The sequence below is a fragment of the Gryllotalpicola reticulitermitis genome (assembly GCF_042651345.1).
In the GTDB taxonomy this organism is placed as follows: domain Bacteria; phylum Actinomycetota; class Actinomycetes; order Actinomycetales; family Microbacteriaceae; genus Gryllotalpicola; species Gryllotalpicola reticulitermitis.
On sequence record NZ_JBHSCN010000022.1, the window covers coordinates 50,608 to 70,871 of the forward strand.

A 20,264-nucleotide genomic window follows, 5' to 3' on the forward strand; every position below is an offset into this window, starting at 1 on the left:
TGGCGCTGCCTGGTGCGTGGCGGCTGCGTCCCGGGTTCAGTGGCCGGTCAGCATTTCCCTTCCGAGCCAGTCGTCGGCATCACGAACGCCGGGGAGCGCGAAGAAGTAGCCGCCGCCGAACGGCGAGACGTAGTCCGTGAGCGGTTCGTCGAGGAGCGCCTTCTGGACCGCGACGAACTGCCGGTCGAGGTCCTGGTTGAAGCAGATGAAGATCTGCCCCATGTCGAGCTGGCCGTTGGCGTCGGTGCCCCCGCTGTAGTTGAACCCTCGGCGAAGCATCCGTCGATCTGGTGTTCTCCAGTCGCGCGGGTTCGCGAGCCGGATGTGAGAGGTGAGCGGGGTCGTGTTGCCGTTGGCGTCCCTCGCGTGGTCGGGGGTCTGGAATTCCTCACGACCCGCGACCGGCGCGTCCCTGCTTTCCAGCGCGCCGCCGGTGTCGCGATCTCGCCCGATGATGCGCTGCTGCTCGTTGAGCGAGATCCGGTCCCAGAACTCGACGAACATGCGGATCAGCCGCACCACGTGATACGACCCACCGGTGACCCAGGCAGGCTCGTCGCCGTCACCCTTCGTCCACACGATCCGGTCGGTGAGCTCAGCGTTGTCGATGAACTCGTGATTGGCGGTGCCGTCACGGAAACCGAAGAGGTTGCGGGGCGTCCCGCTCGGGCGCGGAGGGCTCGTGAAGCCTTCCTTGCGCCACACGATCTGAAGGTCGGCGCGAGTCGCGCGCATCAGGATGCGCAGAGCGTTCAGCACCGTGTCCTGGTTGTCGGCGCAGATCTGCAGCAGAAGGTCCCCGTCGCACTGGCTCCGGTCGAGATCGTCGTTCCCGAATTGGTCCATCGGGCGCAGCCGGGCCGGCTTGACCGGCGCGAGCCCGAAACGGTCGTCGAACAGGGTGGCCCCGACACTCACGGTCACGGTGAGCCGGTCAGGCTCGGGCGCGGGGCCGAGCACGCCGTTCTCATACGGAGTCGACACGATGCCGTCGCGGCTGCCCCGGCCGGCCGGCGCCTCGCCACCGGTGACCAGGTAGCGGATCGTCGCGGTCAGCGTCTGGAACATCCGCTCCAGGGCCGGCCGGTCACGGGCAGTCACCAGGAACGCGGCGACGAGCCCGACACGCTGGGCGGGGTCGACGATGCCCGCCTGATGATCGCCCTCGAACGGATGCCTCGCCGACGGCATGGCGGCGTCAGCGTCGGGCGCGAGCGCGGGGGTGGACTGAGGCGGGGCTTGAGGCTCGAGGGTCATTCGTGGGTCGCGTTCCGAGGGTCGAGGACAACGGCGGCATGGGAGAGCAATTCGACGCAGTGCTGCACGGCCGCATTGATGCCGGCGCGCTGGCGGGTGGTCAGCGCCGTCAGGGGAACCCACCCGTATTCGTGGTGATAGCTGCGCACCAACTCCTGCGTCGTACGCAGCTGCTGTTCGGTCTCGTCGAGATAGGGGTCCTGCTCCTGCAGGATCGGCAGCAGCGGGTCCATGGCCCGCCACGTGCCGGTGATGTTCGCGTCGACGGTCGCGAGTTCGGTGCGACTGCCGGCATCGCCGATTCCGTTCAAGTCCTTCTGGAGCGTGTCCTCCAGAATCTCGTGCACCCGGCGGCCCATATCGATCGGCGGTAGTGCGTCGGGTCGTGCGAGCACGTCGGCAAGCCCGTGAACCGCTTCGATCAGGGCGTCGGCGTGGGGCTCGATCGTGGCGACCGGCTTGCCGCTCCACAGCATCGCCTCGATCTTCCGGAAGCCCTCGAAGTCAGCCTCGGCCGCATCCACTCCGCGGGGCGGGTCGCCGTTGATGGCCTCCCCCGTCTCGCCATAGGCGCCATACGCGCCCCCGAGTGTCTCGTAATGGAGTTGGGCGGTCAGCCAGTCGTGCTTCGCGGCCGCCACGTCGCCGGCACGCACGCTCTCCCGCAGCTGCGCGACCTGCTCGTTGAGCGTCGGCAGCCGGCCGGTAAGCCACGCGATGTAGTTGTTGATCGGAATCCGCAGGTCGATTCCGGTGAGGGGTGTGATCCCATACACGTCGTATGGCAGCGGGTCACCTGTGACGGTCACCGGGTGGCTGAATTTGATCGTGTAGTCGGTGATGCAGACCCAACGGTACGAGCCGGGGGGTACGGATGCTGTAACCGACCGCGTGGCGCCTCGCCCGAAGTGCTCCACCTCGAGGTAGATCCGCTCGGTCTTGAGGTCCTGCAGGTAGACCTCCATACCCGCGGCCTCTTTATTGACGAACGTGAAGTCGTAGGTGCCGGCCGGGCCGCCGAACCAGTCGTCGATGCAGTACGGCGAACCCGCATGGAGCACGACGGGCTGGCGGCCCATGGCGTCGGTTTCGACCAATGATGCTCTCCTAGAGCTGCCCTCGGCCGGCTTCGGCCGGCTTCGGCCGAGGGCAGCATAACGAACTACCAGGGCGTGACCACTGTGGAGTGAGTACTACGGCGTGACGTCAACCGCCACCAGAACCGGGTCGGACGTTACGCCATCCCTGGTCGCGGTGACCGCCGCCGTGTACCACCCCGCGGTGGAGAAGCCGACGGCGCTGAGGTCAGCGTGCAGACTGGACCCGCTCGGCGCCTTGGCTCCGATGTCCTTGAGGAACGTCGCCGGCGCGGGGGCCTTGCCGGCTCCAACTGTGAGCGTGTCCTTGGTTACCGTCACCTGCGGCACCGCCGGAGCCATCGGTGCCGGCATCTGACCGAACACCCCCGGACCCCGCAGTTCGAAGGTCGACACGACGGCCGCGTGGTCGCTGGCCCACGAGTGGTCCGCGACATCGCCGGCTGACGGCCATCCGGTGACCAGGGTGTCGGAGTCGACGAGACTCAGGCCGCCCTTGTAGTCGACGTAGTCGACCCGGTCCGCCGGTTCGGCATGCCCGCTCGCGTCCGTCGTGGGCACGACCGGCCAGGTCACGCCCGGGTCGGAGACCGGGTCACGGTTGACCGTGCGGTACGAGTCGACGAGTCCGGCGCGCGCGAACAGCTGGGTGACGGGCCAGTTCACGGCGCCGACGCCCGAGTGCTCGGATGCGGTCTTGCTGGTCCAGTCGCTCGACGAGGGCGACTCGAGGTCACCGAGCAGCAGCACCGGGGTGAGTCCGCGCAGTGACGGGGTGATCTCCTTCACCACGGCCTCGGCTTGCTTGTAGCGAGTGGTGGCCAGCTCATCCGCGACGAGCGTCTTCGGGTTGGTCGTGCCGTTCACCACGGCGTCCGGCCCAAAGCTCGCGTTGTCGAGCTGGGCGTCCCAGACCGTGAGCGGGTCGCCGCCCACGCTGATGACCTCCCCGGCGACCGGAGCAGTCGCGGTCGGGAAGGCCTTTGGGCTACGGAAGGCGGCCGGGTAGGCGGAGACGATTCCGAGGTCGCCGTTGCCGTGCGCCTGCCACCCGAGTGCTGCCGCCACGGCGGTCGCCATCTTGTAGCCTCCGCCGGTGAAGCCGATCACGCCGAGCCCGTTCGCGGCGACGGTCGCAAGGTTCTTGCCGACCGCGTCCGTGACGTGGCTGCCGTCGTCCCAGGCGTTCCAGGTCGCGGTTCGCAGTTGCGGCGAAGCCTTGAACTTCGCGACCGGTACCTCGACGAGCAGATCCGAGGTGGTCGTGCCGTTGGTGGCCTCGACGGTGATCGTCCCCTCGGCGCCCGGCTGGAGGGCCGGCGCGTGGCCGGTGACGGTCCCGTCGTCGCTCACGCTGAGCCAGCTGGCACCGCTGACCTTGGTGTACGTGGTTGGCGCGGTGCCGTTCCATAGCCCGAGAATCGGCTGGTCGACTGCGGCGGTGGCGGTCTCGGTCGGCAGTTCGAAGGTGTCGGTGATGAAGCCCTGCGGCAGTGTCGACCAGTCGCCCGGCTTGACCGCGAGCTTGGTCCACTGCGCGTACAGGGTGACGGTTCCGCCGTTCACCGTGGTCAGGTTGTCCACGGTCTCCATGTCGGCGTAGGCCACGGCACCGGTCTTGCTGGTGCTCCAGCCGGCGAGCTGATAGCCGTCTCGGGCATATCCATTCGGCGACAAGGGCGCCTCGGTGTCGTAGGTGAAGGTCTCACCGGCCGTCGTGCCGTTGTCCGATCCGTTGCCGTCGAAGGCCACGGTGTAGGTGTTGGCTGCGAACACGGCCTCGACCGAGACATCCGTCGCCGGCACCGTGAAGGTGCTGTTCGCCGATACGGTCAGGCTGCCGTCGCTCGGTGAGAGCACCTTCCACGAGGCGAGGTGGTAGCCGGCATCGGGGGTCGCGGTTAGAGTGGCCGTCGAGCCCTGCGTTGCATACCAACCGCCGCCGGAGAGGCTCGCGGTGCCGTGCCCGGCACTGGTCACGGTGACCTGCGCGGCGCTGTCCGGAACCCAGGTGGCGTAGAGCGTGACGGTGCCGCCGTCAGTGGCGGTCAGGTTGGTGACCTGCTGGCCGTCGGTGTAGGCGGGGGCCCCGCCGGCGGTCGTGGCCCAGCCTGCGAAGGTGTAGCCGGAGCGGGTCAGGGTGTTGGTCGATAGCGCCGCCGCCTGGTCATAGGTCAACGTGCTGTCCGCCAGCGTGCCCGTACCGCCGTTGTCGTCGTACTGGACGCTGTAGGTGTTGGGCGCGAAGTTCGCCTGAACCGTGACCGGGGTGGACCCCATGGTGAAGGTGTTGGCGGCGCCGATGGTCGGCGCGCCGGTCGTGGGCGAGGTCACCGTCCAGTCGGCGAAGTGGTAGCCGGCGTCGGGCTGATCGGCCAGCGTGACGGTGTCGCCGGTCTGAGCCGGGTTCGGGCTGGCCGAGGCCGTGCCGTGGCCGCCGCTCGTCACAGTGACCGCCTTCGGGGCGCCGACGACGTAGTCCGCCAGCACCTGACCGCCGGAGATGGCCTGGTCGTAGTAGTCGAAGCCGTCGACGTAGCCGTCGTCGTGCTCCCCGTAGGTGCCGGTGCCGTCGCTGCCGATGAACCAGGGCTTGCCGCTGTCGAAGTTCGCGGCGTTCACGATCGTCGGGTTCGAGTAGCCCGCGTCGGCCGGAGCCAGCTGGCCGTTGATGTAGTAGCTGAGTGCCTGCGTGCTCGCGTCGTACACGAACGCGTAGTTGACCCACTTGTCGTGGAACTCGTACGCGGAGTTGGTGTTCTCGGCCGCGTAATTGCTGCCATTGGCGATGCTCGGAGCGCAGAGCCGCTGCCCGTACCCGCTGTTGTGGTAGAAGTTCAAGCCGGTGTCGCCGCACGAGTTGAAGTTCCCGTTGCCGACGAACATCGCGTCGGAGACCTCGTTGACGTCGTACCACCAGAACTGCACGGCGAAACTGCCCGAGGCGTCGGTCTTGCCGGCCACGAGCGGGACCTCGATGTTGTTGTTCACCTGGCTGGAGCTGGTCGTCCCCGCGTTGACGTGGGCAGCCTGGCCGGACACCCCGGTGACATACGTGGGAGTGCCCGCCGTGGTGAGGCCCGACTGCCACGTGCCGTTGTATCCGTTGCCCGACGAGTCGGTGACCGTCGTGCCGGAGTCGTTGTCGAAGTTGTACTCCACCGTCGGTGCGGCGTTCTGCGAGACGGGCCGGTTGGTGAGGTAGTCGGACTGGATCTGGTCGGCGCTGATCGTCTGGTCGTAGTAGTTGAAGTCGTCGACGTAGGCGTCGTCGTACTCCCCATACTGTCCGGTGCCGTCATTGCCGATGTACCACGCGTACTTGTTTACCGCGTCGAAGAACCCGGTGGTCGTGGTCACGGTAGCCGGGTTGGGACCGTACGCGTTGACCGGGGCAAGCTCACCGTCGATGTAGTAGCTGAGGGTCTTTGCCGTGGAGTCGTAGACGAAGGAGTACTGCACCCACTTGTTCTGGAACGTGGAGGCGTTGTTCTGCATGGCGTAGTTGCCGGTGCTGAAGCCGTTCCCGGAGCAGAACCGCTGCCCATAGCCGCCGTTGTGGTAGAAGCTCAAGCCAGGGTCCCCGCAGGAGCTGAAGTTCTGGTTTCCGAAGAACACCGAGTCGGAGTGCTCCGACACGTCGTACCACCAGAACGACACCGCGAAGCTGCCGGTGCCATCGGTCTTGCCGGCCACCAGCGGAAGCTTGATGTTGTTGTTGATTCCGCCGGCGTTGACGTGGGCCGCCTTGCCGGTGCCGTTCAGCCCGGTGACATACGCCGGCGTGCCGGGCGTGCTCGGGCCGGCCTGCCAGGAACCGTTCAGCCCGTTGCCGGAACTGTCGGTCACCGTCGTGCCGGAGTCATTGTCGAAGTCATAGGTGATCAACGGGGCGACCGTCGACGACGTCGTGTCTGTCGACGAGGTCGTGGCTGTGGCGGCGTGGGCGGCCGACGTGGCGCCGGTGGGCACCGCGAGCACCGCGAGCGTCAGGGCGAGTGCGGTTCCGGCAGCGGCGATGCCCCGGCGCAGAGAGCGCGGCGCAAGGCGTCGCGGGTGCAGATGAAACATGGACTTCTCCATCGAAAGTGGGCTGAGCGAGCTGGGGGTCTTAGGCCTGGGCGACACGGCCGGCGTAGCGCTGGGTCCAGCCAGTGCCGGTGTCCGCGGTGATGATCACGTCGTAGTAGCCCGCTTCTGTCGGCCAGGTGAAGGTCTTCTTCTTGCCGCCGTCGACCTCGATCACCGTGTCCCGGCCGAGGAAGTCGTTGGCCTTGAGCTCGAACCGCACGGTGCGGGTTCCGGTCGCGGACAGAGTGAAGACGACGCTCCCATTGCCGGACTTGCCCTTCACGAGCTCGGCCGTGGCGAGCGGGATCTTGGCGTCGTGCTCAGTCGGCAGAACGAGCTGGCCGGCGAAGGAGCGGACGAAGTGGTCGGGGCCGTAGAACGACAGCGCGTACTTGCCGTCGGTCTGAGTCGCATCCCAGGTGTACGAGCTGGCCTTCTGGTTGTTGACGGTCATCGGCAGGCCGTCCTGGCCCAGGCCGAGCGGTTCGGCGCCGGTCAGACTCGGCAGGTACTTGTCAGCAAGTCCGATCAGGCTGACCGCCTTGCCCGCCTTGCCGCCGGAGTAGCTCAGGTTGACGGTGACAGAGCCGGTCGCGCGGTCCTCTACCAGTACTCCGTGGGCCTGGTACGGAAGCGGCCGCAGGTTCAGCGGGCCGTTCGTGGTCTGAGTCGGCAGCGCCTGCGCGCCCACGGCGGGCTGGGGTACGGCGGGGAGTGAGGCGTCGGCGGTTACGGCGGCGTTGAGGCTGTCGCGGGAGGGCAGGGTGGGGTAGGAGTTGTCGAACTGGGTGAAGTCGATCGCGGAGAGCATGTCACCGGAGATGCTGCGCCGCCAGGCGCTGATGTTCGGACAGATCGCCGGCTTGCCCAGGAACGTGGTCCACTGCTCCAGCAACTGGATCGTGGAGGTGTGATCGAAGACCTCCGAAACCACCCACCCGCCACGCGTCCACGGAGAGATCATCGTCAACGGAATCCGGCCGCCGTACCCGGGCCACAGCCCCGGCGCCCGCTCCCCCGCCGTACCCACCTCAGGAATCGGCGGAGTGACATGATCGAAGAACCCGCCATCCCCGATCCGGTTCGCCCCGTTCGGCTCATCGAAGTTGATGATGATCAGCGTCGAGTCCCACAACTCCGGATTGTCATGCACCGCCTGGATCACCCGGTCGCAATACATCGCCCCATGACTCGGAGCATTATTCGGGTGCTCGCTCCACGCCGCCGGCGAGGTCACATACGACACCTGCGGAATCGTGCCGGCCGCGCAATCGGAGATGAACTCCCGCAGCACATAGTCCAGATCACTGGAGTCATTGGCCACCCCAGCCGGCGGCGTCGTGTACGGCACCACGATATTGCCCCGCGAGGCCAGATCCGCCGACGCCGTCCCCGGCGCATACGCCGCGAAATCACGCAGCAGGTTGTCCTCGAAATCCCCCATCCACCCGGTATCGACATTGTTGTCGACATACATCTGCCAGGTGACCCCGGCCTCCTCCAGCACCTCCGGATAGGTCTTCCACTTGAACAGGAACTCGCCGTTCTGATCATTGTTGATCCGCGGCCCCCCACCCAGGACCCCCTGCGGGTCATTCGTCCCCGACCAGTACATGATCCGGTTCGGGTCCGTGCTCGTGTTCAACGCGCAGAAATAATGATCCGCGACCGTGTACGCCTTCGCCAACGCGTGATGCCACGGAATGTCCTGCTCATCGAAATACCACATCCGCGAACTCGTGTTCTGCGCGTTGTACTTCGTCGTGTCCGCACGATACGGCAGCAAATACCCCTCACTACGACTATTCGGGTCGTAATAATTCGTCTGACCGTTCTGCCACGTCAACACCTGCTTGTCCCCGAAACCCCGCGAACCCGGCAAACCCAACGTCCCGAAGTAATGATCGTACGAACGGTTCTCCTGCATTACGATCACGATATGTTTCAAGTCCGCCATCGTCCCAGAACGACCATGCGGCCGGCTGGCGGCGGCGGCCGGCTGGCCGCGATCGAGCGCCCCTGCGGCCGCGGCAACGGCTGCGGCGCCCACACCGGCGACGGCAGCGGACTGCAGCACTCCGCGACGGGACAGGCGCCAGCCGAGTGGGCCCCCGCGCTCGGGCGCGTCAGCGCGGGCCGAGTCGGAGGCCATCGAGTGGCCGGATTCGTTTTCAGACATAGATTCACCTCAGTGGTCGGAGTGTCACGACACTCGGTCGGAAGTTGTTATGACAGCGTCGATGTCGCGTCAAACTTTTCGCGCCCTCGTTTGAGGGTCAAGATCCGGTGAAGAACGGCCCGATGCTGTTCATTAGACATTCACCGCGACGAGAAATCGCTTCCGACAAATCCAGGAGTTATAACAAGTTTTGACGACGCCACTTCATGAACGGATCGCCGCTGACCTGCGCGACCGCATTGTGTCCGGGCGGCTCGCCGTCGGCGATCACGTGCCCTCCGAGTCCGAACTGCAACAGGAGTGGCAGGGGTCGCGCGCACCCGTGCGACAGGCCCTGGCCGCACTGCGCGCCGAGGGCCTGATCGCCGGCCCTCGCGGGCGCCCGCCGGTCGTGCAGAAGCACCAGGTCAGCCAGCCGTTCGACACCCTGCTCTCCTTCTCCAGCTGGGTCCAGCTCATGGGCAGCAGTCCTGGCCAGCGCACCGTCGAGATCGCCCGCCGCGGCGCCGATGCCGCCGTTGCCGAGCATCTGGAGATCGAAGTCGGCGACCCGGTCGTGCAACTGGTCCGGCTCCGGTCGATGGACGACGAGCCGGTAATGGTCGAGCGCACCTCGTTCAAGCTCAAGTACGGCAAGACCCTCTTCGAGCACGACCCCGACGCCGGTTCGATCTACGCCCATCTGATCAGTCAGGGTCTCGAGGTCGGCGTCGCCAGCCATGTCATCGACGCGGTCCCCGCCAACGACCAGGACCGGCGCCTGCTCGGCGTCGGCATCGGCACGCCGCTCCTCCGCGAACAGCGCACCGCCCACACCGTCGACGGTGACGTATTCGAGTTCTCCGACGACCGCTACCGCGCCGACCGCGTCTCCTTCACGATCCACAACACCCCAGAAGGCCGCGCCTCACTCGGACGCACCCAACCGAGCGGTAGCTGATCAGCGCGCCGCGCGTGTGGCTGGCAGCGGCCAGCGCCCCCGCCGCGAGACCCAGACGGCCGCAGCAGCGACGCCGCCAATCAGGAGCGCGATCGCGACGATGTACAGCGCGACCGTGAGGTACCCACCCGAACCGAGCTCGGGGTTCAGGAACGGGTAGGGATACCAGTGATCCGTTCCCGCGATCACGTCGTGGGTCAGCGGGCCACGGATCATCGTGTAGATCGACCACGCCAGCGGGAACGCGATGACGCTCCAGATCGCAGTCCACGGCAATCGCCGTCGACCCGGTGCACACAGCCAGTCGAAGATCACGAGCAGCGGTGCCGCGACGTGGAGGATCTCATTCGACCAGGCGAGCGTCGCTCCCTGCGGCAGCTCGATACTGCGCAGGAGCACGTTGTAGACGAGAAGGGTCACCGTCATGTAGCTCGTGACGGACAGCCGGAACACCGCGAACCAGCGCGAGTCGGTGCGCCTACCGCCGATCAGGAATGCTGCGCCGGCGGCGAGCGCGAGCATCGCGAGGAGGTTCGAGTCGATGGTGAAGAAGCTGAAGAAGTTGGCGAGCTGCACGGACGGATCCGCCACGCCGGCCGACGCCCAGTAGCGCAGGCTCGTCGCGAGCTGGCCCGCCACTGCGCAGATGATCGCCGCCGCGCCAAGAATCCGAACGACGACGAAAACGGCGCGCATGGCTGAATGCTAGCCGGTGCCCACGATGGGGGCCGTCACCCGTCAGCGCGCGCGGACGCCTCGATGCTTGAGTGCGTCAGTCGGCATCCTCACTCAGGGTTGGGGCGTATTCGGGCGTGGCCCCACCGAGAAGCGCGTTGCGCACAAGCGCGTCGGCGTACTCCGTGCTGAGCGGATTGTCGGGGATCAGGAGCCGGTTGTAGCAGGCGCCCCACAGCTGGTCGACGAGGAGGTCCGCGTCAACGTCGGGTCGAAGCTGTCCACGTCGGCGCGCCTCTTCGATGGTCTGCTTGGCGAGATCCCGACGCGGTCGGGTGTACCCCTCGGAGACCGCTGCGGACAGCTCGGGGTCGAGCTGGGCGGCGCCGATCAGCTCGGCGATGACGCGACCCGCGCGGCCCTCGGTGAGCAGGCGCACGAACGCGCGCAGCTGAGAGCGGATGTCTGTGGCCGCATCACCGCTGTCGGAGAACTCGAGGCTCTGCTGGCTGGAGGCGAAATACGCCTCAGCGGCCAGCGCCCCAGGGCTCGGCCACCATTTGTACAGCGTGGTCTTGCTCGAACCGGACTGGGCCGCGACCCGGTCGAAGGTGACGGCCCGAACGCCCTCGTCGAACAGCAGAGTCTCGGCGGCATCATGTCCGACTCCATCCCCACGCCCCGCGTCGCCATCGTCACCGGCGCCTCCGGCGGCATCGGCCGCGCGGTGGCCGAGCGCCTCGCCGCCGACGGGACTGCCGTTGTCGCGCACTACAGCAGCAATGCCGCCAAGGCCGACGAGGTCGTCGCGGCGATCACTACGAAGGGCGGCCACGCGGTCGCCGCAGGCGGTGACGTCGCCGACGAGACCGCCATGGGCGCACTGTTCGACACGGCAACCGAGCATTTCGGTGGCATCGATGTCGTCGTCAACACCGCGGGCATCATGCCGCTGGGCCCGATCGCCGAGATGGACCTCGCCACCTTCGACCGCATCCAGCGCGTCAACGTCCGCGGCACCTTCGTGATCGACCAGCTCGCGGCTCGCCAGGTGCGCTCCGGCGGCGCGATCATCAACTTCTCCACCACGATCACCCGCCTGCAGAACCCGAGCTACGGCGCGTACGCCGCCTCCAAGGGCGCCGTCGAGGCGATGACCCTGATCCTCGCCCGCGAGTTGCGCGGCCGCGACATCACCGTGAACGCGGTGGCACCCGGCCCGACCGCGACTCCGCTCTTCTTCGAGGGCAAGTCTCAGCAGGTCATCGACCACATTGCGTCCCTCAACCCGATGGAACACCTCGGCACCCCCGAGGACATCGCCGAGGTCGTCGCGTTCCTCGCCGGCGCCGGCCGCTGGGTCAACGGTCAGACCATCTTCGCCAACGGCGGCGCCGCCTGATCCGGGCCGCCACGCCGCAAGGCAGTGGGCCTCGACGTGAGCTCGCAGGCATCCGCTGACGTCGCAATTGCAAAGTATTACTAACGATTTGGTATACTTAGCAACAGGAGGTGCGGGATGAGCAACGCAGTCGACGAACTGAGCACGGAGCTTCGCAGCGCCATAACGCGCCTCTACAGCCGATTCCGGTCAGAGCGAATCGCCGGAGAGGTGCCCGACGCGCAGCTGCTCGTGCTCATGGTGCTCACCAAGCAGGAGGGCCTGAGCCTGACCGAGCTCGCGGCCTCAGCCCAGGTCACCCTCGGCTCGATGAGTCAGACGACACGGTCGTTGGTGCAACTCGGCTACGCGACGAAGACACGCGCCACCGACGACCAGCGCAAGGTCGTCTTCGCACTGACCGACCAGGGACGAGCTGCCGCCGCCGCGGCACGACGCCACCGCCAGGACTGGCTGAACAGCCAGCTCGCGGAGCTGACCGCCGACGAGCGCAACGATCTCGCCCGCATCGTGCCGCTGCTCGTCCGTATTGCCACCCACTGAACGCGAACAGGAATCCGCCATGCACCCCGTCGAACGCCTACTGACCCCGCTTGGCAAGCTCTTCCGAAATCGTCACGCCGACGGGTCCAAGAGCATCTCGCACGCCCCGGGGCTCGCGACCGAGAACCGCATCACCGTCACCTCACCCAGCTTCGCCGACGGTCAGGAGATCCCGGCAAAGTTCTGCGGGCGTTTCATCGGCGACAACATCTCGCCGGCGCTCAGCTGGAGTCCGCTTCCGGCAAATGCCGCCCACCTGCTGCTCATCATCGAGGATCTCGACAGCCCCGGCGCCGTTCCCCGACTGCACGCCGTCGCCGAGTTCCCGGCAACCATGAACGGCCTTGACGAGGGCGCGCTCACGGCAGAGGCGAAGGACATCACATTTCTCTCGGGACGTCGCGGCCCGCTCGTCTACGCCGGGCCGAGGCCGCTTCCCGGGCACGGCTCGCATCACTACCGATTCCATCTCTACGCACTCGACAGCCACGTGGATCTCGACCGAGTCAGCGGCGTCGAGGAACTTCCTGCTGCCGCCTCTGGGCACGTCCTTGCGTCCGGCGTACTGACTGGCACACGCGAATCCTGAGCGCCCGTCATCCGGCAGCAACCGCGTGCCCACCTCATCGACGCAGCTTGCGTGAAGGACGCACCATCGCCGACCGCACGCTTCGGCGCACACGCGGCCGGTCCGCCCGCCCACGCGGCGTGGACGAAGTTGCGCCCTCAGCGATGAGTTGCTTGAGCTCGGCGACCTCGCGCGTGAGCGCGTCGATCCGCTTTGCCGACGCCCCGGCGTCGTCGCGTTCTCGGCCATCGACGTTCTGCACGAGCCAAGACGACAGGGTCGCGGCAACGGTCGCAATGATTCCGATGCCGCCCAGCATGAGGCCGACCCCGACGAGACGTCCCACGAAGGTGACGGGAACGACATCGCCGTACCCCACAGTCGTGATCGTCGCGAACGCCCACCACAGGGCCTGTCCGAAGTCGCGTATTTGAGAGTGCGAGGCGTTCTGCTCCGCGTCGAGCACGGCCAACGCAGCCATGAACACGAGAACAGTGCCATAGCTGGAGACGTATAGAGGACGCGCCCCCGCAGTGCGGAGCCAGCGAACTGGTGGAACGTCCGGACAATGCCGAGCAGTCTCAGAAGCCGCAGTGGCCGCAGCATCGGAAGAACGACGATGAGCAGGTCCAACAGGTGGGTCACGAACCAGCGGAGCCGTCGGGGAGCGAGGGTAAGGCCAACCAGATAGTCCACCGCGAAGAGAGATCGGGTGATCTGGCGCCGTCGTCTAGGCGCTCAGCCGCGTCGATGCAGTCTGCTCGTGCGTCGCGATCCGCACGCCCGCGAGCGGCGCCCGCCCGTGGGGGCCGGTGCCGTCTGAGGATGCCGGATCCGCTCCGGTGGGAGTTGCGTCAAGGACGGTACTTTCACGGGCCTCGGCGTCGATGCCGAGCATCGGCAGGCGACGGGGGTTGAACCATCGCGGGAGTGGTGCCCCGTCATCGAGCTCTGCCGCCGCAAGCCATTGCACGGCATTCTGAACCGCGACTTCGCGCTCACGAGGAGCGCTGAAGTGGCGGTGCGCGAGGGCGGCGGGACCGGCGTCATTCAGGAGGTACCAGGAGTAGCCCCCGGTCTCAGCATTTCCGACCAGCACGGGGCTGAGCGAGTCCGCCTCGTCGACCAGTCTCATCGCGGCGTCTTCAGCCGCTTCCGCGCTGGGGTAGAGCGCTGCGGAGCCGCAGACGTCTCGGCGTCCGGGGCTGAAGAGTCGCCAGATCCACGCCTCACCGCTCGCCTCGAGCGCGTCCCCGGATGTGTTACCGAGCAGCTTCGCGCGGTAGCGCAGCCAGCCGCGGTAGCGGTCCTCGGTGTGAAGAGCGACGGCCATCGCCAACGGCGCCTTCCGATGAACTAGACGCCGTTGCATGCAGGCTCCTGAATCAATGTGCTCGCCGAAGAGATCGCCTCAGTCCTGCTTCGGCTCTGTCCGGCGCACGGGTCGACCGACGAAGATCGGGGCTGCGTCGAGCCCCGGTATTGAAGCTACGAGAGGGCGCGATCCGCGCCCAGTGTCAAATGGCATCAGCGGTTTGTCATGGCTTGCCCCCGGGCAACGCGCTCGGTGCCGCACCCGACTGCGGCACCGAGCGCTCCAGGCAGCAGAGGAGGACGACTCCGCTGCCACGCCGACGCCTCATCCCGTTACCGTCGGCGGCTTGTTCCGGCGAATGCATCGCGTACGCCGATGTCGAGAGGGGGCCACTCCGCGCTCCGGGCCCGCCTCATCCGGTCGCCTCGGGTGTCGACGTGGGTGAGTCCGTCGGGGCGGCCGGGGAAGTTCGCGAGTCGGACGGGATCGACGTTGGTGTCCGAGTCGGTGCTGTGGTCGGCGTGTGCGTTGGCCGGCGGTAGCGCGCGACCGTGATGTCGATGGAGGAGCCGGCCGCGGCGAGGGTGCCGGGGGCGGGCCAGACGCGGAGGACGTAGCCGCTCGCGTAGTGGCTCGAATCGGTGAGGGCCACGGCGGGTCTGAAGCCGGCGGCATGCAGAGCCGTGACGACGTCGTGCTCGCTGTGCCCCTCGAGGTCGGTGGGGATCACAGCGCGTCCGCTCGCCACGGTGAGGTCGACGTAGGTGGCGGCGGCCACGTGGGTGCCAGGCCCGGGTGCAGCGCCGAGTACGGTGCCGGCGGCCTGGGGCCCGTTGATGCTGCTGACTGCGCCCAGGTGCAGACCGACCAGCGTGAGGGAGGATTCTGCCGTGGCCTGGCTCGTGCCGAGAATCGCCGGAATCGCTACCATACGGCTTGCATGATAGGGCGGCTGCGCAGTGCCGGTGGTGGCATGCGTCGGCGCTGAGGCGGCGACGGCGGTGCCGTCTGCAGGCCGATTGAGCCCGAGCGCGGTCGTTCCGGCGACGAGGACGACCAGGACTGCGAGGATGGCAGCGGCCGTGCGCTGGGCGTGCTGCGTTCGTTTCGCCCAGTAGGCGGCGAGGCCCGGTGGCTGCGCCACACCGTTCTTGGGGGAAACCAGTGGGCGGCGGAGTGAGAATCCGGTGCGCGCGGCGAGCGGTCGGACGCCGGGGATCCAGTCCAGCGTCGCCGCAGGTACGCGTCGGGCGACCCAGGCGATCGCGGACACGAATTCGGCGGGCGGTTCCGCTGTGAGTGTCCGGTCGAGCTCGGCGGCACCCGCTCCCGGCGCGGCCTCGTCGACGTGGACGGCGTTCCGGATCGCGGCGAGTTGCTCAGCGACGACGAGGAACGAGTATTGGCGTTCGGCGGGCCGCTGCTTCATGGCCTGATCGGCGATGCGGCGCAGTTCGACTCCGACGTCCACGGTCTCGCTCGGGTGCAGCAGCTCGTCCCAGCCGGGTTCCCGAATCTGGATGCGGGCCAGGAGCGCCGCGATGATGACGCCGAAGCCGTATACGTCGGTGCGTGCCGTCGGCTGCTCGCCGGCTTCCAGTTCGGGTGCCGGGTACAGGCACGCGCGTGCCCAGGCAGACCACCGCTGTTTGCGGGCTCGCGCGGTTCGATCGTGGGCCTGGAGCAACTCGGGTTGGGGGCCGAAGTCGACGAGGCCGACTGCTACGCCGGAGGTGCCGTGGTCCGCGATGGTCACGGACGCTGGGCTTACCGCGCCGTGGACGATACCGGCCGAGTGAGTGTGCTGCAGGATGCGCGCCAGTTGCTCGGCAGCGGACAGAACGCGGAGTTCCCAGTCGGGGGCACTGATTTCGGGGGGACGGGCGAATCGGTCGACGGTGTCCCCTGACAGTGTGGCGGAAGCGATCCAGACGATGTTCTCGCCGTCCCAGCGGCCGCGCCCGGCATCCCATACGACGGGCAGGCCCGGACCCGCGGGGGCCCGTATCGCGGCGACGGCGATCGCGTGGAACACCCGCTCTGCGGTCGCTCGGTCGACGCCGGTGGTGCTGCGTGGTCCGACGGTCAGGCGAACGGGCCGATCGAGGTGAGTGTCGTAGGCGTGATAGATCGTGGCGAGCGGGGTGGTCCGCTCGCGGCTTCCGAGGCGGAAGCGGTCCGCGAACAGCGGGTCGATCTCGCCTTCCTCCCTATTCATGCGGGGGCCCTGCTGGTTGGTCCGGCCGCGTCGATGCTTCCGGTGGGAACCGATTCCCGGAAGGATCCAGCGCTGCCCCATTTGGTGAAGGTGGTCTCTTCGTCGAATTGCCCTGAGATGATGCTCTCCCGGGACGGCAGCCCGTCGGCGCCGATCCAGAGGTCTGCGTCGACCTCCGCCGGCAGCGCGGCGAGCGAGGCCGCGTCGGTACCGGCGCCGAGGAGCAGGTCGCCGGCTTTCGCCGTGTTGACGGCGACGAGGTACGGGGTGACGCGCTTGCCTGCGATCGTGGTGTCTGGGCCGGAGCGCTGGGCGAAGACGATCGCGGCGCGCAGCTGACGGCTGAGCTGGATGGGGTCCGCCTGGTGGGCGGTCTGGGCGTAGGGCTTCGCAGCCTTCGCGACGGCGGACGGGGCGGATGCTGCTGCGACGTAGTGATCGCCGGTCGACTCACCCAGATTCACCCATGCCTTGCCGCCTGCGACGACGAGCTTCACGGCGGTCGAGGTCTTGGCGATGGTTACGGTCTCGCTGACGTACGGGTTGATGACCGTGCTTTTCACCGAAGGCCTCGGGGAGGGCGCCGGAGTGCCGGCGGTGGTCGGGTAGATGACGTCGGCGTCGATGGTGACCGTCGGCTTGCCGTTGACGATGACCTGCGTGTGCATGTCAACGCTGGCGGCTCTGGTTTCGGCCGCAGCCAGCGACGTTCCCATGTTGTCTGCGGTCAGTGGCGCTTTGGTGGAGGCTGCCGTGGTGCTGCTGCATCCGCTCAGCAGCCCCAGTGCGACCACGCCGGAGCCGAGCGCCGCGGCGAGGCGGGTGCGCGGGGTCATGAGTCGGCCTCCTCGGCGTATCGGTTCGCCGCATCGCGCACCGCGTTCACATAGCTGGTCTCGTGGTTGTACGACAGCACTGCGGCTGACCACCCGGGCCCGGTGGTCAGGCTCTGCCCGGACGAGCACAAGTAATCGGCGGCGGCACGGGCCGCGTCGAAGATGTTGCTCGGGTCGCGGATGCCGTCCCCGTTGCCGTCCGCACCCCACTGCTGCCACGTCGAGGGCAGGAACTGCAGCGGGCCGACGGCCCGCGCCCACGCACCCGAACCGTCGACGGCCGGGTCCATGTTCGCCGCCTTCGTGGTGCTGCCCGACCCGTTCAGCGCCGGGCCGAGGATCGCGGCAGAATCCTCACCGTCCGCCTCCAAACGCGCACCCCCATGGGTACCCTGGCCGGACTCGACCTCGCCGATGCCCGCCAGCGTGTTCCACGACAGGGCGCACCCGGGGTCGCTCTGTCCTTCGCGCAGCGTCGCATCCGCGTACGCGGTGACCGCAACCAGCGGGATGCCCGTTGCGGACGCTATCCTTGCCGCCCAGGATGGGGCGACCGCGACCGGCACCATCGGGTTCACCGCCGTGGTCGGGGTTGCCGTAGGGGTGGGAGTGGTGGCGTCGGGCGCACCCGACTGGGTCCCGACACCAACAGCCGGCAGCCCCTCACCGGCTTCAGCGCGCGCTAAAAGAGCGGCAGGGGCAACCGCGATCGCGGGTGCTCCTTCGGCACCCACCCCCAGGGCTGGCCGGGTGAGCACCCATCCCGCCAGCCCCGCCAAAACCACCGCAGTCGCGGCGAGAATCATCAACACGCTCCGCGTCCTCACGCAGTACCACCTACCTGGTCCTGACCGCGGCTGCCGGCCGCAAGCTCGTCGGTCAACACCCGACTGAGATACTCATGCGGCGCCTCGGCGGAGGCGAGTTCCGCTAGCCGCTCGGCAAGCGCGGCGTTGCCGAGGTCCAGCTCAGCCAGGCCGCGGATGCTGTAGGCGCGAGCGCGGTCCTCGTTGTCCTTGCCCTGGCCCGTGGAGATGTTGATTAGGAGCGCTCGCGTGTCAGCGGGGCGGCGCTGGAAGAGCCGAATCAGGCCCAGCGTGGACTGATTCGGCAACCAGCCTGGCCGCATCTGCCACGCGAATTCGGCCAAATCCGTTGCCTGCGCGAGGTTCTCTGACAGCGGAGGCGCATCAGCGACTATGTCTTCATATGCGCACACCATTGCGAGAACTTGGGCGAATGCCCCCGCAGCGTCTGCGCGCAGTTCCTTCGGAATATCCGCTCGACGAGCGAACTCGAGGATGGTCGGCGCCGCGAGCCGCGCCTGCGTGGCCGCCTCGGGCGACCAGGTGTCGTCATCTACAGGGTTCAGGAGTGCGTCGATCGGAAGCGAGCGATATAACAGCCGCAGGGCACGTACGGCGCTCTGCGGGTGCGGGTCGCGCAGCCCACAACGCAGCCGCTCCAGACTCGGGAAGTCCGCGAGTTCCACCGGGGACGTGGGCATTGTGCGGCGCAACTCCGCCACGGCGCGGAGGTGCTGGAGTTGCGCCCATTGGGCAGATGGTGCGGTGAGCCACAGTACGACGTTGAGGCCGTCCAAGCGCCCACCCGTCGAGGACTTCAGTGGGAGCAGGTTCCAGATCTGGACGGCGGCCGCTGCGCACGCCACCGCCGCGGAAAGGTTGCGTGCGGCAAGCGAAGCCGCTGGGTCCATAGCCACTGCTGCTGCCGCTGTGGCGCACAGAAGTCCGCTCAACGGGCCACCCAGAGCGAACAGAATCATGCGCAACGGCAACGCCCGCGGAGGCAGACGATCAACGTCCAGCGCGATGCACCCACCGAGCGCCTTGCTCGGCGCAACCGGGCCAATCCTCAGTCGGCCAATCGCAGCACCGCGCACCGGAAGCCGCAACACCAGCGCGACGACCAGATGCCCGAGCTCATGTGGAACGACCTGCAAGCAGGCGCCGATGAGGTACCCGGCCGCCGGCGCGAACGCGATGGCGGGGGGCACGGCGCCCGTGTCGGTGGTGAAGTGGTGGCCGCTGATCTCGACCACCCACAGTGCGGCAGCGGCGATCGCGGCAAGCGAGAGGATGAACTGCGCCACGTAACGGCCGGCTGGTGACGTTTGCGGCTCAGCCATACATGGCCTCCCGCGAACAGATCTGAGACAGGCGCCCGGCAACGCGGTGCATGATCATCCGAATCGCCCGTTGACGTAGTCGTGGGTGCGCGGGTCTTGCGGCGCCTCGAACATCGCTCTGGTGTCGCCGTACTCGACGATGGCGCCGGGTTCGCCCTGCCCCGCGAGGAAGAACGCGGTCGTGTCGGAGACACGGGCAGCCTGCTGCATGTTGTGCGTGACGATCACGATCGTCACCTGACCGCGTAGCGAAGCGATCGTCTCCTCCACTCGGCGGGTGGAGGTCGGGTCCAGTGCCGAGCAGGGCTCGTCCATGAGCAGCACCCGCGGTGAGACGGCCAGCGACCGGGCGATGCACAGCCGCTGCTGCTGTCCGCCGGACAAGCCGCCGCCCGGCTGCTCGAGGCGGTCCTTCACCTCATCCCACAGGGATGCCTTGCGCAGCGAGTCCTCCACCAGCACGTCTTTCTGCGCACGGCTCGCGCGGATGCCGGAGAGCTTGAGGCCGGAGATGACGTTGTCGTAGATGGACATGGCGGGGAACGGGTTCGGCTTCTGGAACACCATGCCGATGTTGCGGCGCGCGGCGGTGATGCGCTCGGTGCGGTCGTACACGTCTCCGCCGTCCAGCCGTACCGCACCGGCCAGCGACGCCGTCGGGATCAGCTCATGCATGCGGTTGAGGATGCGCAGGAAGGTGGATTTCCCGCACCCGGACGGTCCGATCAACGCGGTGACCTCGCCCGCCCGCATGTCCAACGACACGCGGTCGAGGACCTTGTGGGTGCCGAACCATGCCGTGATCTCATCCGCGACGAGCTCACCGGCGGTGGTCTGTCCAAACAGTCTGTCGCGCACCGCTTGGGCGCTTTCGCGGCGCAGTCGTTCGTTCTCGACCGGGTCGATCGAGTCCACATCCGTCGGCGCGGACGCCGGGGCGTCACGGTCGACGGATGCGGGGGCGGAGTCGCTCGGCTCGTCGGCATGCGTAGGGAGCACAACAGTGTCAGAGTC

The 20,264-nt window shown here is 67.6% G+C and carries 17 protein-coding genes; 4 read left to right on the forward strand and 13 right to left on the reverse strand.

Going from position 1 to position 20,264, the window contains the following annotated elements:
* Window positions 1-36: 36 nt before the first annotated feature.
* The 4 genes from ACFOYW_RS17690 to ACFOYW_RS17705 form a co-directional block, all read right to left on the reverse strand.
* Complete coding sequence (locus ACFOYW_RS17690) at window positions 37-1,257, reverse strand: Dyp-type peroxidase (protein WP_390232123.1); 1,221 nt, start codon at window positions 1,255-1,257, stop codon at window positions 37-39.
* Window positions 1,254-2,354 carry an imelysin family protein gene (locus tag ACFOYW_RS17695; RefSeq protein WP_390232125.1) on the reverse strand — a complete coding sequence of 367 codons (1,101 nt, stop codon included), beginning with the start codon at window positions 2,352-2,354 and terminating at the stop codon, window positions 1,254-1,256. The genes ACFOYW_RS17690 and ACFOYW_RS17695 overlap by 4 nt, the downstream gene beginning before the upstream one ends.
* Before the next feature lie 96 nt (window positions 2,355-2,450).
* Window positions 2,451-6,425 carry an InlB B-repeat-containing protein gene (locus ACFOYW_RS17700; protein WP_390232128.1) on the reverse strand — a complete coding sequence of 1,325 codons (3,975 nt, stop codon included), beginning with the start codon at window positions 6,423-6,425 and terminating at the stop codon, window positions 2,451-2,453.
* Window positions 6,426-6,465: 40 nt separating this feature from the next.
* On the reverse strand, window positions 6,466-8,475 hold the full coding sequence (locus ACFOYW_RS17705; protein ID WP_390232131.1) for an alkaline phosphatase family protein: 2,010 nt from the start codon (window positions 8,473-8,475) through the stop codon (window positions 6,466-6,468).
* 319 nt (window positions 8,476-8,794) lie between these two features.
* Between ACFOYW_RS17705 and ACFOYW_RS17710 the strand changes: the two genes are divergently transcribed.
* Complete coding sequence (locus ACFOYW_RS17710) at window positions 8,795-9,544, forward strand: GntR family transcriptional regulator (protein ID WP_390232132.1); 750 nt, start codon at window positions 8,795-8,797, stop codon at window positions 9,542-9,544.
* Here the strand turns inward: ACFOYW_RS17710 and ACFOYW_RS17715 are convergent, their stop codons facing one another.
* Both ACFOYW_RS17715 and ACFOYW_RS17720 read right to left on the reverse strand, forming a co-directional pair.
* Window positions 9,545-10,240 (reverse strand): Pr6Pr family membrane protein, encoded by a 696-nt coding sequence (locus ACFOYW_RS17715; protein WP_390232135.1) that lies wholly within the window; start codon window positions 10,238-10,240, stop codon window positions 9,545-9,547. It abuts the gene before it with no gap.
* 76 nt (window positions 10,241-10,316) lie between these two features.
* Window positions 10,317-10,991 carry a TetR/AcrR family transcriptional regulator gene (locus ACFOYW_RS17720; protein ID WP_390232138.1) on the reverse strand — a complete coding sequence of 225 codons (675 nt, stop codon included), beginning with the start codon at window positions 10,989-10,991 and terminating at the stop codon, window positions 10,317-10,319.
* On the opposite strand from ACFOYW_RS17720, the gene ACFOYW_RS17725 reads away from it, so the two are divergent.
* The 3 genes from ACFOYW_RS17725 to ACFOYW_RS17735 all read left to right on the forward strand — a co-directional run bounded on the left by ACFOYW_RS17725 (window position 10,947) and on the right by ACFOYW_RS17735 (window position 12,753).
* Entirely contained in the window at window positions 10,947-11,621 is a 675-nt protein-coding gene (locus tag ACFOYW_RS17725) for an SDR family oxidoreductase (protein WP_390232141.1), read from the forward strand. The genes ACFOYW_RS17720 and ACFOYW_RS17725 overlap by 45 nt on opposite strands.
* A gap of 117 nt (window positions 11,622-11,738) precedes the next feature.
* On the forward strand, window positions 11,739-12,164 hold the full coding sequence (locus tag ACFOYW_RS17730; protein ID WP_390232144.1) for a MarR family winged helix-turn-helix transcriptional regulator: 426 nt from the start codon (window positions 11,739-11,741) through the stop codon (window positions 12,162-12,164).
* A gap of 19 nt (window positions 12,165-12,183) precedes the next feature.
* Entirely contained in the window at window positions 12,184-12,753 is a 570-nt protein-coding gene (locus ACFOYW_RS17735; RefSeq protein WP_390232147.1) for a YbhB/YbcL family Raf kinase inhibitor-like protein, read from the forward strand.
* Between the two features lie 34 nt (window positions 12,754-12,787).
* On the opposite strand, the gene ACFOYW_RS17740 is transcribed toward ACFOYW_RS17735, so the two are convergent.
* The 7 genes from ACFOYW_RS17740 to pstB form a co-directional block, all read right to left on the reverse strand.
* Window positions 12,788-13,213, reverse strand: coding sequence for a potassium channel family protein (locus ACFOYW_RS17740; protein WP_390232150.1), 426 nt, complete (start codon window positions 13,211-13,213; stop codon window positions 12,788-12,790).
* Between the two features lie 249 nt (window positions 13,214-13,462).
* Complete coding sequence (locus ACFOYW_RS17745; RefSeq protein ID WP_390232153.1) at window positions 13,463-14,065, reverse strand: hypothetical protein; 603 nt, start codon at window positions 14,063-14,065, stop codon at window positions 13,463-13,465.
* A gap of 394 nt (window positions 14,066-14,459) precedes the next feature.
* A complete protein-coding gene (locus ACFOYW_RS17750; RefSeq protein ID WP_390232156.1) occupies window positions 14,460-16,265 on the reverse strand; it encodes a PASTA domain-containing protein in 1,806 nt (601 codons plus the stop codon).
* Complete coding sequence (locus ACFOYW_RS17755) at window positions 16,262-17,101, reverse strand: hypothetical protein (RefSeq protein ID WP_390232158.1); 840 nt, start codon at window positions 17,099-17,101, stop codon at window positions 16,262-16,264. The genes ACFOYW_RS17750 and ACFOYW_RS17755 overlap by 4 nt, the downstream gene beginning before the upstream one ends.
* Window positions 17,098-17,907 carry a lytic transglycosylase domain-containing protein gene (locus ACFOYW_RS17760; RefSeq protein WP_390232204.1) on the reverse strand — a complete coding sequence of 270 codons (810 nt, stop codon included), beginning with the start codon at window positions 17,905-17,907 and terminating at the stop codon, window positions 17,098-17,100. The genes ACFOYW_RS17755 and ACFOYW_RS17760 overlap by 4 nt, the downstream gene beginning before the upstream one ends.
* A 17-nt stretch (window positions 17,908-17,924) precedes the next feature.
* On the reverse strand, window positions 17,925-19,163 hold the full coding sequence (locus ACFOYW_RS17765) for a hypothetical protein (protein WP_390232161.1): 1,239 nt from the start codon (window positions 19,161-19,163) through the stop codon (window positions 17,925-17,927).
* Window positions 19,164-19,304: 141 nt separating this feature from the next.
* The gene (gene pstB, locus ACFOYW_RS17770) at window positions 19,305-20,096 is read right to left on the reverse strand and encodes a phosphate ABC transporter ATP-binding protein PstB (RefSeq protein ID WP_390232205.1); all 792 of its coding nucleotides are present in this window, start codon (window positions 20,094-20,096) and stop codon (window positions 19,305-19,307) included.
* Between the last annotated feature and the right edge of the window lie 168 nt (window positions 20,097-20,264).

Coding starts and splice junctions, on each gene's coding strand:
- ACFOYW_RS17690 (WP_390232123.1), bottom strand. CDS start 1,257: ATGACCCTCGAGCCTCAAGCCCCGCCTCAGTCCACCCCCGCGCTCGCG.
- ACFOYW_RS17700 (WP_390232128.1), bottom strand. CDS start 6,425: ATGTTTCATCTGCACCCGCGACGCCTTGCGCCGCGCTCTCTGCGCCGG.
- ACFOYW_RS17715 (WP_390232135.1), bottom strand. CDS start 10,240: ATGCGCGCCGTTTTCGTCGTCGTTCGGATTCTTGGCGCGGCGGCGATC.
- ACFOYW_RS17730 (WP_390232144.1), top strand. CDS start 11,739: ATGAGCAACGCAGTCGACGAACTGAGCACGGAGCTTCGCAGCGCCATA.
- ACFOYW_RS17735 (WP_390232147.1), top strand. CDS start 12,184: ATGCACCCCGTCGAACGCCTACTGACCCCGCTTGGCAAGCTCTTCCGA.
- ACFOYW_RS17740 (WP_390232150.1), bottom strand. CDS start 13,213: ATGGCTGCGTTGGCCGTGCTCGACGCGGAGCAGAACGCCTCGCACTCT.
- ACFOYW_RS17745 (WP_390232153.1), bottom strand. CDS start 14,065: ATGGCCGTCGCTCTTCACACCGAGGACCGCTACCGCGGCTGGCTGCGC.
- ACFOYW_RS17750 (WP_390232156.1), bottom strand. CDS start 16,265: ATGAATAGGGAGGAAGGCGAGATCGACCCGCTGTTCGCGGACCGCTTC.
- ACFOYW_RS17755 (WP_390232158.1), bottom strand. CDS start 17,101: ATGACCCCGCGCACCCGCCTCGCCGCGGCGCTCGGCTCCGGCGTGGTC.
- ACFOYW_RS17760 (WP_390232204.1), bottom strand. CDS start 17,907: ATGATTCTCGCCGCGACTGCGGTGGTTTTGGCGGGGCTGGCGGGATGG.